The sequence below is a fragment of the Flavivirga sp. 57AJ16 genome, from assembly GCF_028736925.1.
Taxonomy (GTDB): domain Bacteria; phylum Bacteroidota; class Bacteroidia; order Flavobacteriales; family Flavobacteriaceae; genus Flavivirga.
On record NZ_JAQZAT010000001.1, the window covers coordinates 219,804 to 238,769 of the forward strand.

An 18,966-nucleotide genomic window follows, 5' to 3' on the forward strand; every position below is an offset into this window, starting at 1 on the left:
ATGATAACTATTTAAACCTAATGTATTTATTAAATTCGTTTTTACAAAACTAATTTAACTATTCTTCATTATGCGAAAAATTTTGGTCATTGGTTCAGGAAAATCGGCTTCTAGTCTTCTAAAATATTTATTGGATAAATCGGTTTCAGAAAATCTTTTTATCACTGTTGGTGATTTAAACCTTGAAGCAGCTAAAAAATTAATTGGCAACCATCAAAATGCTAAAGCCATGGTATTGGATATTTTCGATAAAACATCTCGTACCAACGCTATAAAAAATGCAGATATTGTAGTATCTATGCTACCTGCCCGCTTTCATATAGAGGCCGCTAAAGATTGTGTCTTATTAGGAAAACATATGGTTACGGCATCTTACGTAAGCCCGGAAATGCAAGCCTTAGATGAAGACGCAAAAGCCAAAGGGCTTATACTAATGAATGAAATTGGTGTCGACCCAGGTATAGACCACATGAGTGCCATGCACGTTATTGATCGTATTCGCAACAACGGTGGGAAAATAATCTTGTTTGAATCATTTACAGGGGGGTTGGTCGCTCCCGAAAGTGATAATAACTTGTGGAACTATAAATTCACCTGGAACCCTAGAAATGTAGTAACAGCAGGGCAAGGTGGCGCTGCAAAGTTTTTACAGGAAGGCACCTACAAATACATCCCCTATCACCGTTTGTTTAGACGTACTGAATTTTTAGATGTTGATGGCTTTGGACGTTTCGAAGCTTATGCGAATCGAGATTCCCTAAAATATCGGAGTGTTTACGGACTCGATCATGTAAAGACGTTGTATAGAGGAACCATGAGACGTGTTGGCTTTAGTCGTGCATGGAACATTTTTGTTACCCTGGGAATGACCGATGACAGTTATACTATAGATGATAGCGAAAATATGAGCTATCGTGATTTTATAAATGCTTTTTTAACTTATAGTCCTAGTGATTCTGTAGAATTAAAATTAAGGCATGCGCTTAAAATTGATCAAGACGATATTGTTTGGGATAAGCTCATAGAACTTGATATTTTTAATGCTGAAAAAAAGGTAGGTCTAAAAAAAGCAACTCCGGCGCAAATACTTCAAAAAATACTTATGGATAGCTGGACTCTTGATGCCGATGATAAAGACATGATTGTTATGTATCATAAATTCGGTTACGAAAAAGAGGGTAAAAAGCATCAAATAGATGCCAATATGGTTGTTTTAGGAGACGATCAAACGTATACCGCTATGGCAAAAACGGTAGGCTTACCTGTTGCTATGGCCACGCTTGCCATTCTCAACAAAAAAATTACAACACCAGGTGTTCAAATCCCTATTACTAAAGAAGTTTACGAACCTATTTTAAAAGAGCTGGAAGCTTTTGGCGTAACTTTTTATGAAAAGGAAGTGCCTTATTTGGGTTATAATCCTTTGAACAACTAAGGTAAAGATAGGATAGGTCATTGTCCTCACTTGAAAGTCAAACCCATGATTTGGTTTATTAAAACGACCGTACGTACACATCATTAAAGAGACACTAATTACACGGATTTGCACGAATTCATTACCCTATGTTTATATAGTATTGGGTTGAACATGGGCATGAACCAATATTTTACAGGTTGATCTGTAAGAATTTGTGGCATCCGTGTCAACTTTTATTGTTCATTGCATATGGTAATATTTATTTGGTATGGTTCTACTCTTAAATTTAAAATTGGAAGAAAGCGCTATTTTTAGTGTAATTTCCATATTTTGCTTTATATTTTGAACACTCATAATAGGAATCCTTTCAGAACTTATTTTGGAATAATCTTTAGCGCAAAACAGTTTCAATTTGAAACCAAATAACTATTTTTATGTTTTAAAATTCAATTAATGAAGTCCAAAAAGGAGTCTATAACAATAGATGGTATCGATAAAAAAATACTGCGTGCATTAACCGAGGATGCCAGAACACCTATTTTAGAAATCGCCCGTCATGTTGGTATTTCTGGTGCCGCTATTCATCAACGCCTACGAAAATTAGAGAAATCTAAACTTATTTCTGGTTCACAGTTTATTATCGACCCCAAAATTTTAGGTTATTCTACCATGACTTTTGTTGGTATTTATCTTGAAAAAGCTACAAATACCGAAGATGTTATTAGAGCTTTAAAGAAAATTCCTGAAGTTCTAGAGTGCCATTACACTACTGGCAACTGGAATATTTTTATTAAAATGCTGGCTTATAACAATAATCATTTAATGCTATTGTTAAATAGCAAAATTCAAACTATAACAGGGGTTTTAAGAACAGAATCCATCATTTCCTTAGACCAGCAAATTAATAGGCAAATACGTATATAATACCATTTCTAACTTAAATTTACTCAAAAAAATACAGTTATTTTTTGTTAAGGCAAAAAGGAAAAGCAAGTGCTCAGCTTGACTGGGTAGCAAGCATAGCCTAGCTCAATGTCATTAAGTTAAGGCCGTAATGTCAGTCTGAGCGCAGTCGAAGACCTATTGGAGTTCTAGCTTTTATTAGCATTTCGACTGCGCTCAATGTGACAAATAAAGAACAAATTTCCTTAACTTAATGACATTGAGCCTAGCTACGTTTAAGCCTTCCTCCTTTATTTTTTGAATAAATAAGTATAGATTCTTCAGTCGTCCCTCCCTGTCTGCCGACAGCTACGGTGTACCCACATCTTTTTTCAATATAAAGAACAAAAGCTTATTTCCCTTTTTACTTACTTTTTGCTCACTGATCTTATTTGATAAATAGGTGTTCGTGAATCTTCGATTTCTTTGCTCGTCCAAAGAAAAGTAACAAAAGAAAAGACGCCCTTTCGTGAGGGATTTCTTCTCATGCTGTCGCCAGAGAAGAACCGGGCCCAAAACTTCGCGTCGCCCCACCGCCATGTCCAACACCAATGCTCCTGTTCCTCGAAGCTTTTGTGCCCTATCCTTCCGAAAGGTCGGGGACAGCTCTATGGTGTTTTTCCAACAGCTAGCAGAGAGACCTGAGCGCTCTATAAAAAGCGGTCTGCGAGGCTGGTACGGCAAACCTATACAAGAAAGCAAGGGACATAGAGCGAGTTCATTTTATCTGTGGCTGTGACAGAGGATCATGATTTGTGGGTACACCGTAGCTGCCGACAGGCAGGCTTCTGAATGAATTAAAAAAAATCCCAAACAAAAGTGCTTGGGATTTGGAATTTGAGATTCCTTTTTTTCAAAGGAATTTGTGTATCACATTTTCATTAACCAAGAGCGTACATCGACTTCTTGTTTAATGATCCCCCTTAAATCTTCTATTTTAACGCGTTGTTGTTCCATGGTATCTCTATGGCGAATGGTCACGGTATTATTCTCTAAAGTATCATGATCTATGGTGATACAAAATGGTGTTCCGTTTGCATCTTGTCTTCTGTAACGTCTTCCAACAGCATCTTTTTCATCATAAATCACATTAAAATCCCATTTTAATTCGTCCACAATTTTACGGGCAACTTCTGGTAACCCATCCTTTTTAACCAAGGGCAAGATAGCTGCTTTTACCGGTGCCAAAACACTTGGTAATTTTAAAACAGTACGTGTCGTGCCATTTTCTAGGGCTTCTTCTTCTAACGAATTGGAAAATACGGCTAAAAACATGCGGTCTAAACCAATAGAGGTCTCTAAAACATAAGGCGTATAGCTCTCGTTATCTTCATGGTCAAAATACTGTAATTTCTTTCCTGAGTATGCTTCGTGGGCTTTCAGGTCGAAATCCGTACGGGAATGAATCCCTTCCAGTTCTTTAAATCCGAATGGGAATTTAAACTCAATATCGGCAGCAGCATCTGCATAATGTGCTAATTTTTCATGATCGTGGAAACGGTATTTATCTGCTCCCATACCCAAAGACAAATGCCACTTTAACCTGGTTTCTTTCCAATGTTCGTACCATTCTTTTTGAGTGCCGGGTTTTATAAAAAACTGCATTTCCATTTGTTCAAACTCACGCATTCTAAAAATAAACTGCCTGGCTACAATTTCATTTCTAAAAGCTTTTCCTGTTTGTGCAATGCCAAATGGAATTTTCATACGTCCTGTTTTCTGAACGTTCAAAAAATTCACAAAAATACCTTGTGCCGTTTCTGGGCGTAAATACAAATCCATCGCCGACTCTGCAGAAGCACCAAGTTTAGTCCCAAACATAAGGTTAAACTGCTTCACATCTGTCCAGTTTTTACTTCCAGTTAACGGGTCGGCTATTTCCAGTTCCTCAATGAGTGCCTTAACATCGGCTAAATCTTCATTTTCAAGAGATTTTGCCATTCGGGAAAGGGTGGTATTTATTTTTTCCTGATAGCCTAAAACACGTCCGTTTGTAGAGACAAATTCTTCTTTGTTAAAAGCGTCTCCAAAACGCTTAGCCGCTTTAGCAACCTCTTTCTCAATTTTAGTTTCAATTTTAGCACAATAGTCTTCAATTAAAACATCGGCCCGATAGCGTTTTTTAGAATCTTTGTTGTCAATTAATGGATCATTAAAGGCGTCTACGTGCCCAGAAGCTTTCCATGTGGTTGGATGCATAAAAATAGCGGCATCTATGCCCACTATATTTTCATGCATCTGCACCATCGCTTTCCACCAGTAATCGCGTATGTTTTTCTTTAGCTCTGCACCATTCTGCGCATAGTCGTAAACTGCACTTAATCCATCGTATATTTCGCTACTTTGAAACACGTAACCATACTCTTTCGCATGCGATATAACCTTCTTAAATTGATCGTCTTGATTTGCCATGCTGCAAAAATAAAAAACCGCTTGAAACAAAGGGGATTCTTTCTTAAAAAATAAAGATGAGGAAGTGTTTTTTTTAGCTATTAGTGATCGTATTTATTTAAAATAAGCGATTTCTAAGGTTTAGGAACTGAGATTGTGGTCTAGTGAAGCCCTTAAATTATTTTAAGTTGACCTTAGCTTGGATGGCCTAAACCTTTCTTTTTTAAAAAGAATAACCCAGAAAAATGCAAAAACAAATTAAAAAGCCCACTTTTATTAACTTCTTTCCTAATAATAGAAAAAGCTTTCCCCATTTGAACTTCGACTGTCTTGATAGAAAGCCCAAGTTGTTCTGCAATTTCTGCATATTTTAGCTGCTCAAACTTACTCATCACAAATATTTCTTTGCATTTGGGAGGGAGCTTTTCTATAGCTTTTTCTATAAGATGTATTTTTTCTTTTTTTATATCACTTTCTTCTTTTACCAATAACATTAGTTTTTTATACTGCCAGACATCAAGCATAGATTGTTCTCTTTTTTTTTTTCTAAAGGTATCAATAAATGTGTAATAAGCTATCTTGCATAAAAAACCTCCTAAAGAAATATTTTCATCTATACCTTCTTTCGCATTCCACAATTTAATAAAAGTGTCTTGAACAATATCATCTGTTTGAGCTTGATTTTTTGTATAGCTATTAATAAAAGCACTTAATGGTTTTTTGTTACTTTCATAAATAGTTTTAAAAGCACGCTCATCCCCTTTTTTTAAGGCAGTTATTAAAAGAGAGGTATGCTGCTTATTATGTTTCATTGTTAAATGATAATGATTTGGTAAAACTAACATAAAAAAATTAAAAAAAATCCATAGAAAGAATAAGGGTTTTTTAAAACACTATCGTTTAATTATTAATAAGCAGATAATTATGACTGAAGGTATTGAAATATTAATTGCAAAATATTGCTCAGATAAGTTAACAGATGATGAAATGAAGAATCTCATCGGTTGGATTGAGGTGGGGAAAAACAAGAAGATTTTTAATGATTATATCTCCCTAAACTTCACTATTGAAGAGCTTAAAAATGAAAATCAAGATGATTCCATTTTATGGAAGCATATTGAATCTAGTTTTAAAAACCCAGAAAGAAAACTTAGTTTTTGGAAATATGCAGTAGCAGCATCCATTGTACTTCTAATTTCTTTAACCTTTATTTTTAATAGGGATAATACAGAAATTGTAGAACCAATAGTCGTAAACAACAATATTAAAGTAGGAACAGACAAAGCTACATTGACCCTAGAAGATGGTTCCGAAATAGTTTTGGGAAAAGGAGAAACATTTATAAAAGATAATTTAGAAAGTACTGGAGGTGATTTAATATATAAATCTTCAACAACTAAAAACTCTGAAATTAGCTATAACTATTTAACCATTCCAAGAGGAGGGCAATATCATGTAAAATTATCTGATGGCACTCAAGTTTGGTTAAATTCAGAATCCAAACTTAAATATCCCGTAAACTTTAACGAGGGTGAAGCTAGAACCGTTGAATTGGTTTATGGTGAAGCTTATTTTGATGTATCTCCAAGCACTCAGCACCAAGGAGATAATTTTAAAGTAATTCATAATAGACAAGAGGTTAGGGTTTTAGGCACAGAATTTAATATAAAAGCGTATAACGACGAAAATACTATTAGCACAACGTTAGTTGAGGGGAAAGTTGCTATTGAATACAGTAAGATTAAACAAAATCTATACCCTAATCAGCAATTTGAGATAAATATTTTAAATAATTTTTTCTCAGTAAAAGAGGTAGATGTTAAAAGTGAAATTTCTTGGAAAGATGGTGTTTTCAGTTTTAAAGAAAAAACATTAGGAGAAATAATGAAAGTATTATCTAGATGGTATGATATGGATGTGATTTTTGAAAATAAATCATTAGGAGCTGTTAAGTTTAAAGGTGCTTTAAGAAAACACCAAAGTATTGAAGAAATTTTAAACGTAATAATGTCTAGTTCAATTGATAATTATGAGATAAAAGATAAAACTTTAATATTAAAATAGTTTTTAAACCTTTAAGTTTTTACTTAAAAGAGCTAATAAATAACCACTTAAAATATCTAAAATATGAAGATTAAATAATTTAAAAAAGCAAAAGGAACTTGTTAAAACCCGCAAAAGTTAAATAACAAAGTCCCTTTTTAGATGTCATTAATTAATTGATTAACAAACTAACAACAAACAAATTTATGGAAATTAAATTAAGCAAAGCAATGTTTCTTTTTAAAAGGAGACTATTGAAGATTTTTATGAGAACACTCATTTTTTTATGCTGCATTTCTATGTTCAGCTTTTCACCAAATACCGCGATATCTCAAAACTCTAAAATAAAAGTAGAAGTAGATAAAGTGTTAACGGTAGATGAGGTTTTTGACCTTATCATGGATCAAACTGAATATAATTTTATTTACGAACTGGATTTATTTAAGGATTTCCCTTTGGTTAAAGTGAAAAAAGGAGTGATTAGTACTAATAAATTGCTAGAAAGAAGTTTAGCTTACAAAGATTTAAATATTATTGTTACCGAGAATAATACAATTGTTATTAAGAAAAAGGAAACAGCTACTCAACAACAAATAGAGGTCACTGGAAAAATTTTAGATCCATCAGGTGTTCCTATGGCAGGAGTATCCATTATAATAAAGGGAACTTATAAGGGAACTTATACGAATTTTGATGGAAAATACACAATTCTCGTGCCTTCATCCAAAAACAGTTTAGTGTTTAGCTTTTTAGGATTTAAAACTAAGGAAGTACTAGTAGATAACAAAACTGTTATTGACATTACTTTGAAAGAAGAATTTAATAAATTGGACGAGCTTTTATTGATTGCCTATGGAAAAACTTCAAAGCGATTGGCTACTAGTAATTTTTCAACTATAACCTCAGAAGAAATTGAAAAACAACCAGTAACAAATGTATTAGAAGCATTAGCGGGGAAAGTTCCTGGTTTATTTATTTCGCAAAGTAATGGTTTAACAGGAAGCAAATCGAATGTTTCCATAAGAGGGCAGGTATCCATAGCAAGTGGACAAGAACCTCTTTATGTTATTGATGGCGTTCCCTTTAATTCAACACCAATAAACACATTAAGTGGCAGTTATAATAGTTATGGTTCTGCAGCAGGTTTGATAGATCCCTTAAATTCAATAAATCCAGCAGATATTGAGAGTATTACTGTTTTGAAAGATGCAGGAGCTACGGCAATTTACGGATCGAGAGGAGCAAATGGTGTTATTCTTATTAAAACAAAAAGAGCCAAAGGAACAGGTACGCGTTTAAGTGTTAATACCTATACAGGTTTGGGTAAAATCGCTAATACGGTACCCACACTAAAACTATCAGATTACTTAGATATTAGAAAAGAAGCTATAGCAAATGATGGTCTCATTCCCAATCAAAACAACGCACCAGATTTAGTAAGTTGGGATCAAACAAAATCAACCGATTTTCAGAAGATGTTTTTAGAAAACACAGCAAAAAAAACTGAAGTATCAGCCTCTTTCACTGGAGGAAATGATAAGTTTAATTATATTTTCTCAAACACCCTTCATAACGAATCTACTGTTTTCCCTGGAGACTTAGGATATAAGCGTTTTTCTTCTCATTTAGGATTTGAAAATACATCTGATGATGATAAGTTTAAGATTGGAGTAACTCTATTTTATACAAAAGAAGATAACAATCAAAGTCCTGTAGATTTAACAAGTAGCGTTTTTACATTACCTCCTAATTACCCACTTTATAATCAAGATGGGTCATTATACTGGCTCACAAATTCAAACCTAACTAATCCATTATCTTTTTTAATGCAAAAGTCCATTTTTAAGTCAAATAACTTACTTGCAAATGCAACGTTAAGCTATAAACTGTCTCCAGGATTAACTGCAACCGCTAATATAGGGTACAATAAAATTAACCAAACCAGTAATGTCCAAATCCCATTAGCATCAGTAGCACCAGGAACAGCAGACAGTTCAACATCTTTGTTTACTTCAAATTATGTAGAAACATATAATATTGAACCTCAATTGGATTATGTGAAAAATTTTAAAAATAGTGAACTATCTGTACTACTTGGAGGAAGTTTTCAAGCATCCGATTATGTGCAACCATATAATGTTAGAGCTACTGGATATACTGTAGATAATCTTTTAGGTAATTTAGGCGCTGCTTCAGAAATAACATCCTATGATAATGGGTTTCGTGAATATAACTTTGCCTCTATGTTTGGACGTGTAAACTACACCATTAAAAATCGCTACTTGTTTACTTTAACAGCGCGTCGAGACGGATCCACTCGTTTTGGTGAAAATAAGCGATGGGGAAATTTTGGATCTGTAGCAGCTGGTTGGATTTTTAGCAATGAAGATTGGTTTAAGAATTCATTGCCTTGGTTTAGTTATGGAAAATTACGTAGTAGTTACGGTACAGTTGGAAATGATCAAATTCCTGATTATGGCTATCTAGACTCTTATGGAAGTTGGTTTTATCTATATGATGGTGCTGTATTAGTCCCTCAAAGAGTAGCTAATCCAGATTATAGTTGGGAAACTACTCGTAAATTTGAAGTGTCATTAGAGACCGGGTTTTTAAATGACCGATTATTTTTAACAACCACATGGTTTAGCAATCGTACCGATAATCAATTAATTAGCACACCTCTACCGTCTCAAACCGGATTTACATCTTATCAAGCAAACCTACCTGCTCTAGTTGAAAGTAATGGGCTAGAAGTGAGTCTAACATCGACAAATATTAAAAACACTAACTTTTCATGGAACACGGCGTTTAACCTTACCGTCCCAAGAAATCGTTTAGTATCATTTCCAGGTTTAGAAAACACGGTTTACAGAGGCGTTTTTATAGAAGGGGAATCTATTAGAAATCTTACAGGCTATAACTTTACAGGCTTGGTTAATGGTATTGCTACCGTAGAAGATTGGAATGAAGACGGAAATATAACTCCTGGCCTTAAAGAAACTCTTAACGGCGATTATAAAATACTTGGTAGAAGTACGCCAGATTTTTACGGTGGGCTTAATAATACCGTAACTTATAAAGGCTTAAGTTTAGATGTGTTTTTTCAGTTTGTAAAACAAGAAAAATATGGAATACGTCAAAATAGTACAGCTCCAGGAACATTAACTAACCATGCCGATAATATTTTAAACGACGGCTTTTATTATTCACAAAACACTAGTGGAGCTGCAGTAGGAGCATATACTAATTATTACCTAAGATCAAATGCAACCCTATCTGATGCTTCTTTTATTAGGCTGAAAAATGTTTCGCTATCTTATCAGCTCCCAACCTCTTTTTTAAAGTCAAAAACCTTTAAGAAATTTGGTGTTTCGTTAAAAGGGCAGAATTTATTAACAATTACTAACTATAATGGTTTTGATCCAGAAACTGGAGCTCTAGCTCTGCCCCCATTAAGAATGATAACCTTAGGCTTAAATTGTTCAATTTAAAAATAAACGAAATGAAAAAAATAAATAAATATATAAAGTCAGTTATTCTAGTATTGTTTATTGGATTTTCTTTAATAAGTTGTGAAGATTTAATTGAAATTGATATACCAAATAACCAATTGGTAACCGCTAGCGTATTTCAAGATACTGCAACTGTTAATTCAGCAGTTTTGGGTATGTACGCCAAAGTAGCTAACCCCGACGGAACCCAAGGAGGCTTGGGTACAATAGCCGCTATGTTTAACGGTATGAGTGCAGATGAAATACATCATTTTTATACATTTTTATATGGCGAGTTTGTAACTAATACAATAGAAACAAATTCTGTTTATGTAGCTGGTTATTGGAGTTTTTTATATAGAGATATATATACTGCTAATGCTATTATTGAAGGATTGAATAAATCGTCTTTATCTAAATCTTATGTAGATCCTATTCTTGGAGAAGCTAAATTTATACGGGCACTATGCTATTTTTATTTAATCAATGAATTTGGTCCTGTGCCTTTAGTGCTTCAAACAGATCCTACAGTTACTGCTACACAACCACGTGAAAGCGTAAATCTTATTTATGAGCAAATTAAAACAGATTTATTAGATGCGATAGAAGTTTTACCAGACAATTATGGAGCTTATGAAGGTAAAAAAACCAGAGCAACTACTTGGGCAGCAAAAGCCTTATTGGCAAGAGTGTATTTATATAATGCGGATTGGGAAAATGCAGAAATTGAAGCGACTCAAGTAATTAATAAAACGGCATTATTTGATCTAGAACCCGATTTAGAAAAGGTTTTTTTAGCAAATAGTCAAGAAGGAATCTTACAGTTTCCTCCGGCATTTAGTTCTTCTATTTGGATGGCTTCCACATTTTACCCATCATTTTCAGCTAATTTTGTGCTTAATGAAGAGCTTACAAATGACTTTGAAGCTGGGGATAAACGCAGAGATTCATGGACAATTAATTATAGTTCTCAAGGTGTTATTTATCCACATTCAGCAAAATATAAAAGAACTTTCTCTAATCCTTCTGCAGTTGAGTATAACCAAGTGCTTCGTATATCTGAACAGTATCTTATACGCGCAGAAGCCAGAACCCAACAAGGTAAATTTGATGAGGCAAGGGCAGATATTAATAAAATTAGAGAACGTGCAGATTTAGATGATCTAACAATCCCAAATACAAAGGAAGCCTTAATGGTAGCCATAGAACAGGAAAGAAGGGTTGAGTTATTTTGTGAATGGGGACATCGTTGGTTCGATTTAAAAAGATGGTCTGCACGTAATAATCCATCTCAAACTAGAGCGGAAGAAGTGTTATCTGTGTTAAAAGTTGATAATTGGCAATCAACAGATCTGCTGTTTCCTATCCCAGAAACCAGTATTGTAAATAATCCAAACTTATCCCAAAACCCTGGTTATAATTAAAATTTGAACATTACAATATGGAATACCTAATAAAATAAAGCTTTATATAAGTGTATAATTTATTAGGTATTCCATATAATTTTTAAAATAATAAATACAAATATTATGAAAGAAAAAATGTGTTTGTTATGGCTGGTATGCTTTTTTAGCACTGCTATGGCACAGAAAAAAGAATTTACAATTAAGGGGCATCTCACTGGTGCCAACGTACCTTTGAAAGTGTTTTTGTACTACCGGGATGGCAATAGCAAATTTGCAGATTCCACGATGGCCAAAAACAATACATTTACTTTTACAGGAACAATAGAACATGCTACCCAAGCTTCAATATATGCCCATTGGCTTTATCCAAATAAAGCAAAAGCTCCTGAGAATGCCAATGAAGGCATTGAGTTGATGTTAGACAACGGCGACATTTCCATTGAAGGTGAATATTTACGAACAGCTCAAATTAATGGAGGTAAAACTCAAGAAGAATTTATTGCATATAGAAAGAAAACAGATTCTTTAGGTAATGCCGTCTACCAAATATGGAAAGAGCAACAAGATGAACTTCCAGAAGACTCTATCGCTTCCTTTAAACGCTTAATTTATGCTAGAGGAAAATTGATTAAAGAAACCGTAAAGAGTTTTATAAATACACACCCAAAATCAGAACTGTCTTTTAGTATTTTACAATCGAATACATTGGTTATTGAAGATGTAGAATATGTGGAATCCATTCTTAATACTTTAAGACCAGAATTTGGAAAATTTGATAGATTTAAAGAAATTGAACAAAAGGTAATGCTTACTAAACGCCTATCCATAGGTCAAAAAGCTATAGACTTTACGCAATCTAATGATAAAGGAGACATGGTATCATTATCTGATATGAAAGGAAAATATGTGCTGATTGATTTTTGGGCTAGTTGGTGTGGACCATGTAGAATGGAGTATCCGTACCTTAAAAGTGCCTATAAAAAATATAAGAATAAGAATTTTGAAATTATTGGTATTTCGATTGATGACAAAGAATCCTTGTGGCTAAATGCTATTAAGTCTAATAATTTTGAATGGATACAACTTTCAGATTTAAAAGGAAAAGATAATGCTGTAGCAAAAATGTATGGTATTTCAGCTATTCCACAAAATTTTCTGATAGACCCTCAAGGGAAAATATTAGCTAAAAACTTGAGAGGTGATGAGCTGAATGATAAATTAAAAGGGATTTTTAAAGAATAATATTTTTTTAAAAAATGATGTATTGAAAATGAGTTTTAGATTGAAAAAGGAAATGGTTATTTAAAATTTTAATAAAACATTTAATAGTAGACAACATTCATTATTGCGTCATAGCATAAGAATAAGGTATTTTAAGGTAAAATAGAATTATTTTAGACCCATACTTTTAAATTTTGTTTTAAGTATTTGAATTGTCACTCGATATTGAATAAAGAAAGAAGATAAGGGCTGCTTATAAGCAGCCCTATTTTATTAAAACTATCTTAAAAAGATTGTCTCTTCGAAGCGACAAAATAGTGGTTCTTAATGGCTATAAGTCTAAAAAACTATATCCAGAACCTCTCAAGGCTGGTGGAGTATTATGATAAGAAAAAAGATGTTATTCTATTATTCTTGACTAACAATATGGAAGTATCTGCACTTGAAGTAGCAAAACTCTACCGGAATCGGTGACAAATAGAAATATTATTCAAATGGATAAAGTAAAACTTGACTATGAAAAAACTTTGGGGACATTTCAAAAATGCCATTAATATCCATGTTTGGATAGCTATCTGTACATATCTAATAATAGCCCATATAAAATCATTCTTTAAATAGTGAGCTTCCTATTTATAAAATAATACAAATATTGGGCGTATCCTCAATGGATAAAACACCAGTAAACGAATTGATTACTAATACAATTTCAAATCAAAATGTCAATGAACAAATAAAATTATTTGATGATTAAATTTTAACACATCAGTACTAATGTCGAAAAGTAAAATAGTTACCATAACCGTTTTATTTCATTTAAGTGGCTTTTAGAACATTTAAACACTTTTATCTTTTATATGTTCAAAAGCATTTAAGACAAGTATTTCCAAACACAGTATCTTATAATCGTTTTGTAGAACTTATGCAGAACAATATTTAGCCATTGGCCTTATATATAAAGACCTGTTGTTTAGGAAGATGCACAGGAATATCATTTATAGATTCTCCCCCCATACGTGCTTGTAAAAATAAACGGATAAAGCAGCATAAGGTTTTTGATGGTATTGCCACAACAGGTAAATCTACAATGGGGCGGTTTTACGGTTTTAAACTCCACATTATTGTTAATGACAAAGGTGAACTTCTGGATTTTATAATTACCCAAGCCAATGTGGATGATAGAACACCTCTAAAACATGATAATGTTTTAAAACGGATATTTGGTAGGCTATATGCAGACAAAGGTTATGTTTCTAAAGAACTTGGGGCTCTATTATTCCAACAGGGGATACATTTAGTTACTGGTATTAGAAACAATATGAAAAATGTAATGATGACCATGAGGGATAAAATTTTGCTTAGAAAACGTTCTGTAATTGAAACCATAAATGACCAACTAAAAAATATAGCTCAGGCTGAACACTCTAGACACAGAAGCTTTGCTAATTTTATAACAAATTTAGTCGCCAGTCTTATTGCTTATTCTTTTCTAGAACAAAAGCCTTGTATCAAATTTGAAACCCATAACACAACGCTATTAGCGCTTTTTTACTAAAAACTTACGCCGAACTCAGATTATTGGTTACTTTTAATCAAGTTCACAAACGTAATATTCTTAAATAAATGCTCAAACCAATCATCAACCTATTCTTCCCCAAAGTATGCTATGCATGCCATCATTTACTAAACGATAACGAAAAGATCGTTTGTGTTGATTGTAGACATGATCTACCTGTTACAAATTTCCATTTTAACAATGATGATACGGTTGCAAAAGTGCTTTATGGGCGTGCTAAAATTGAAAGCGGGACAGCTCTTTTTCGATTTGAAAAAAAAGGGATCGTTCAACAGCTCATTCATGGATTAAAATACAAAGGTTACGAAAACATTGGTTTTTTTCTAGGGAATTGGCTGGGAGGCGAATTAAAAAATATAGAACCCTATAAATCTATTGATCTAGTGATTCCCGTACCGCTTCATAAAAAAAAGCTTAAAAAAAGAGGGTTTAACCAGGTCGCAACGTTTGGACAACAAATTGCTGGGGCTATAAAAGCAGATTATAAAGCCGATGTGCTTTTAAAAGTAACCGCTACAAAATCGCAAGTCAATAAAAAACGATTGGCACGCTGGCATAATAGTGATGAATTATTTACGCTTGTCAATTCTGAATCCATTGAAAACAAACATATCTTGTTAGTAGACGACATTATTACTACTGGCGCCACTTTAGAAGCTTGTATAGCGGTATTAAATCAGGCAAAAAACATAAAAATAAGTATCGCTACTATGGCAATAGCTTAGTGAGTTTCGTCGTTATATCTATAAACTCAAAGTATGCACTAGAAAACCTATTACATCTTAAAACTACTGCAAAATATAATGTTTCACTACTTTTTAAAGTTTAACCATAAAGATGTTATGCTAAAACTTATAAAAAGTCATATTTTATTGTAGTTTTCACCTTCATAACGGCTTACTAGTACATATTTTGAGTTAAATTGCTTAGGTTTGTGCAAAATTTAAAATGGGTAATGAATAAAACACTTTCAAATTTTATTTTAATAGTTTTTTTAAGTTTGTTTTTTATAAACTGTGCCAACCGGGGTACTCCTGGAGGAGGCCCAAAAGATGAAGATCCTCCTGTTATTATTAAATCTATTCCAGAGAATTATTCTACCCATTTTAGCGGTAACGAAATAAAGATCTATTTTAACGAATATGTTAAAATAAAAGACCTACAAAAGCAGCTCATTATTTCACCTCCTATGGAAACACAACCTGAGGTGACGCCTTTGGGTGGTGCAAGCAAATATATTACCATTAAAATCCACGACACACTGCAACCCAATACAACGTACGCATTTAATTTTGGAAACAGTATTACCGATAACAATGAAGGAAACCCCTATCCGTATTATAGATATGTACTATCAACGGGCGATTATATTGATTCCCTTAGTGTAAACGGCAATATAGTAGATGCTCTAAAAAAACAACCGGAAACTTTTGTTTCGGTAGCTTTATATGAGGTCGATTCGACCTTTAACGATTCCATTATTTATAAAAAACCCCCTAAATATATTACCAATACATTAGACAGCGTTACGACCTTTTCTATTGAAAACCTTAAAGAGGGAAAGTACATGCTTATCGCTTTAAAGGATGGCAATGGCGATAATAAGTTTCAACAAAAAACAGATCAAATAGCCTTTTATAAGGAATTTATTGATGTGCCTACGGATTCGACTTATACTTTAAAATTATTTACAGAGGATCTGGATTTTAGGAGCACCAGACCCCGATTATTATCTGGTGAAAAAATCGCTTTTGGGTATGAAGGTGATTATTGGAATATGGCTATTAATATAACGTCTAAAACGCCTCCTGAGTTTGAATACCGCATCACAAAAGACCCAACGGCAGATAGTCTTTTGTATTGGTACAAACCACGTCTTGAGGTTGACTCCCTACTTTTTAAGGTAGCGCATCCTACACTTGAAAAAGACTACACTGTTAGAATTAGCGAGCAAAAAAGAGACTCTTTAACAATTCAAGCATCGCCATCTGGCACCATTCATTTTGATGAGCCTTTTAGAATTGCCGGTAGCACACCTTTTACCAGCATAGATCTTTCTAAAATTACGTTAATCGATAAGGATTCTACTCAAATTGCTTTTACGACCGACTTTGATACTATTACAAACACATATGCTTTTAATTTTGATAAAAAATTAGATAATGCCTACAGTATCCAAATACTTCCTGAGGCTTTTGTAGATTTTTTTGATAACAAAAACGATACTTTAAATTATTTTATTAAAACAAAAAAGGCTTCCGATTTTGGTTATGCACGTTTTACATTAGTGAATGTAAAATATCCAGTTATTATACAACTAACTAATAAAGATGGTGATGTGAAATTTGAAAAGTTTGTTGAAAACCCTGATCCTGTAGATTTTTTAAATTTAGATCCTGGCACTTATTACATTCGTGTGATACATGATGCTAATGGCAACAAAAAGTATGACCCGGGAAATTACCTTAAAAAAATCCAGCCTGAACGGGTTAGTCATTTCAAGGAAATGGAAATTAGAGCAGATTGGGGCAACCCTGAAACGCTTCAATTTATTTCAAAGTAAACGCATCTCTATCATCTAAAAACTTAAGTTTATTTCGATAAGCTTTAATATGTCTTTTTTCTAAAATGACTAGTTGGGTTTGCTCTTGACCGGGTTCTATGGAAGTGATTATATTTCCCAGTACATCATATGCTGCCGAATGTCCTGAATATTCGCTATTAACACCATCCATACCAACACGATTTACACCAAGGCAGTAACTCATGTTTTCAATGGCGCGTGCTTTTAATAAGGCATCCCAGGCCGACACTCTGGGTTTTGGCCAGTTGGCAACATATAATAAAACATCATAATCCTGTGTATTTCTTGCCCAAACGGGAAATCTTAAATCGTAACAGATTAACGGGCAAATCTTCCAACCTTTATAATCAATAATCAACTTTTCAGCGCCTGCTGTGTAAATTTTATCCTCGCCAACCAATGTAAAGGTATGTCGTTTATCGTAATGCTGCACAACTCCAGAGGGTTCTACAAAAAGCAATCGGTTATAATAGTTGTTTTCTTCTACAACCACAATACTCCCCACAATGGCAGTTTTTAATTTCGATGCCATAGATTGCATCCATTTAACCGTTTTTCCATCCATAGGCTCCGCGACATCTTTTGCATTCATGGTAAAACCAGTTGTAAACATTTCTGGAAGCACAATTAAGTCGACTGCTTCTGAAATGTCGTTTATTTTTTTAGAAAAATTCTCAAGATTCTGCTTAGGGTTTTCCCAAACTAAATCAGATTGCATTAATGCTATTTTAAGAATCTCTTTCATACGTTTAAATATTGTTTAATATCCCTGCTGCTTTTCTTAAGGTGTCATCGGTCTTCGCAAAACAAAATCGAAGGACTTTATGATCTAAATGATGACTATTAAAAACCGATAATGGAATGGAAGCAATCCCAGATTCAATGGTTAATCGTTTTGCAAAATCCACATCATATTCCTTGGTGATTTCCGAATAATCCAACACTTGAAAATAGGTGCCTTTTGATGGCGTAAATTTAAACCTGGAATCTTTAATAAGGTTTAAGAACAAATCTCTCTTCTCTTGATAAAAATCGGGCAAATCCAAATAATGACACGGCTCCTGCATATAATCTGCAATCCCTTTTTGTGTTGGGTGGTGCACACAAAAGACATTAAACTGATGCACTTTCATAAATTCTTCCATGAGTTCCTTTGGCGCACAACAATAACCAACTCGCCACCCTGTATTATGAAACGTTTTTCCAAAAGAAGCGACCACAAAACTCCGTGATTTTAAATCGGGAAACAAACAGGCACTTTGATGTTTTTTGGCATCAAAAACCATATGCTCATAAACCTCATCGCTCAACACAATAATGTTCGTATTTCTAGTGATCTCTTCTAATTGCAGCATGTCTTCTTTGGAGAACACCGTACCAGAAGGGTTATGTGGTGTATTGATAACAATCATTTTTGTTCGGCTATTTACTTTGGCTTTTACGGCATTCCAATCCACACTAAAGCTTGGTGCTTCTAATTGGATCGAAATCGTTTTACCTCCATTAAGTGTTATGGTGGGTTCGTAGCTATCGTAAGCAGGTCTAAAAATGATAACCTCATCATCTGGGTTTATAAATGCTGTAATAATGGTAAAAATAGCTTGAGTTGCTCCAGCTGTGACCATTACTTCGGTCTCTGGATGATAACTTGTATGATATAATGACCCTATTTTTTTAGCAATGGCTTCTCTTAGTTCTAAATTTCCGGCCATGGGCGCATAATGGTTGTACCCTGAATTCATCGCCTTACAAACTAAATCGGTTAATTTTTGATCACTATCAAAATCCGGAAACCCTTGAGATAAGTTAATGGCATGGTGCTCATTGGACAACTTGCTCATGATTGAAAAAATAGTGGTTTCTATATTAGGAAGCTTAGATGCATGCCGCATAAC

At 33.8% G+C, this 18,966-nt stretch carries 13 protein-coding genes; 9 read left to right on the forward strand and 4 right to left on the reverse strand.

The window, feature by feature from the left end; translation table 11 throughout:
* Positions 1-70: 70 nt before the first annotated feature.
* Positions 71-1,435, forward strand: coding sequence for a saccharopine dehydrogenase family protein (locus PQO00_RS00925; RefSeq protein ID WP_274182938.1), 1,365 nt, complete (start codon positions 71-73; stop codon positions 1,433-1,435).
* 435 nt (positions 1,436-1,870) lie between these two features.
* A complete protein-coding gene (locus tag PQO00_RS00930; RefSeq protein ID WP_274182939.1) occupies positions 1,871-2,341 on the forward strand; it encodes an Lrp/AsnC ligand binding domain-containing protein in 471 nt (156 codons plus the stop codon).
* Between the two features lie 888 nt (positions 2,342-3,229).
* Here PQO00_RS00930 and PQO00_RS00935 read toward each other — a convergent pair.
* Complete coding sequence (locus tag PQO00_RS00935) at positions 3,230-4,771, reverse strand: glycine--tRNA ligase (protein ID WP_274182940.1); 1,542 nt, start codon at positions 4,769-4,771, stop codon at positions 3,230-3,232.
* A 173-nt stretch (positions 4,772-4,944) separates the two neighbouring features.
* On the reverse strand, positions 4,945-5,562 hold the full coding sequence (locus PQO00_RS00940; RefSeq protein WP_274182941.1) for an RNA polymerase sigma factor: 618 nt from the start codon (positions 5,560-5,562) through the stop codon (positions 4,945-4,947).
* A gap of 112 nt (positions 5,563-5,674) precedes the next feature.
* Between PQO00_RS00940 and PQO00_RS00945 the strand changes: the two genes are divergently transcribed.
* The 7 genes from PQO00_RS00945 to PQO00_RS00975 all read left to right on the forward strand — a co-directional run bounded on the left by PQO00_RS00945 (position 5,675) and on the right by PQO00_RS00975 (position 17,050).
* Positions 5,675-6,814 carry a FecR family protein gene (locus PQO00_RS00945; RefSeq protein ID WP_274182942.1) on the forward strand — a complete coding sequence of 380 codons (1,140 nt, stop codon included), beginning with the start codon at positions 5,675-5,677 and terminating at the stop codon, positions 6,812-6,814.
* Positions 6,815-7,092: 278 nt separating this feature from the next.
* The gene (locus PQO00_RS00950) at positions 7,093-10,284 is read left to right on the forward strand and encodes a SusC/RagA family TonB-linked outer membrane protein (protein ID WP_274182943.1); all 3,192 of its coding nucleotides are present in this window, start codon (positions 7,093-7,095) and stop codon (positions 10,282-10,284) included.
* 11 nt (positions 10,285-10,295) lie between these two features.
* The gene (locus PQO00_RS00955; protein ID WP_274182944.1) at positions 10,296-11,708 is read left to right on the forward strand and encodes a RagB/SusD family nutrient uptake outer membrane protein; all 1,413 of its coding nucleotides are present in this window, start codon (positions 10,296-10,298) and stop codon (positions 11,706-11,708) included.
* A 105-nt stretch (positions 11,709-11,813) separates the two neighbouring features.
* Entirely contained in the window at positions 11,814-12,932 is a 1,119-nt protein-coding gene (locus PQO00_RS00960; protein WP_274182945.1) for a TlpA disulfide reductase family protein, read from the forward strand.
* A gap of 922 nt (positions 12,933-13,854) precedes the next feature.
* Entirely contained in the window at positions 13,855-14,466 is a 612-nt protein-coding gene (locus PQO00_RS00965) for an IS982 family transposase (protein WP_274182946.1), read from the forward strand.
* Between the two features lie 68 nt (positions 14,467-14,534).
* Entirely contained in the window at positions 14,535-15,212 is a 678-nt protein-coding gene (locus PQO00_RS00970; RefSeq protein WP_274182947.1) for a ComF family protein, read from the forward strand.
* Between the two features lie 230 nt (positions 15,213-15,442).
* On the forward strand, positions 15,443-17,050 hold the full coding sequence (locus PQO00_RS00975) for an Ig-like domain-containing protein (RefSeq protein WP_274182948.1): 1,608 nt from the start codon (positions 15,443-15,445) through the stop codon (positions 17,048-17,050).
* Here PQO00_RS00975 and PQO00_RS00980 read toward each other — a convergent pair.
* Together PQO00_RS00980 and PQO00_RS00985 are read right to left on the reverse strand one after the other, a co-directional pair.
* Positions 17,037-17,816 carry an amidohydrolase gene (locus PQO00_RS00980; protein ID WP_274182949.1) on the reverse strand — a complete coding sequence of 260 codons (780 nt, stop codon included), beginning with the start codon at positions 17,814-17,816 and terminating at the stop codon, positions 17,037-17,039. The two genes, PQO00_RS00975 and PQO00_RS00980, sit on opposite strands and share 14 nt — an antisense overlap.
* A 4-nt stretch (positions 17,817-17,820) precedes the next feature.
* Positions 17,821-18,963 (reverse strand): methionine aminotransferase, encoded by a 1,143-nt coding sequence (locus PQO00_RS00985; protein ID WP_274182950.1) that lies wholly within the window; start codon positions 18,961-18,963, stop codon positions 17,821-17,823.
* Positions 18,964-18,966: the final 3 nt, after the last annotated feature.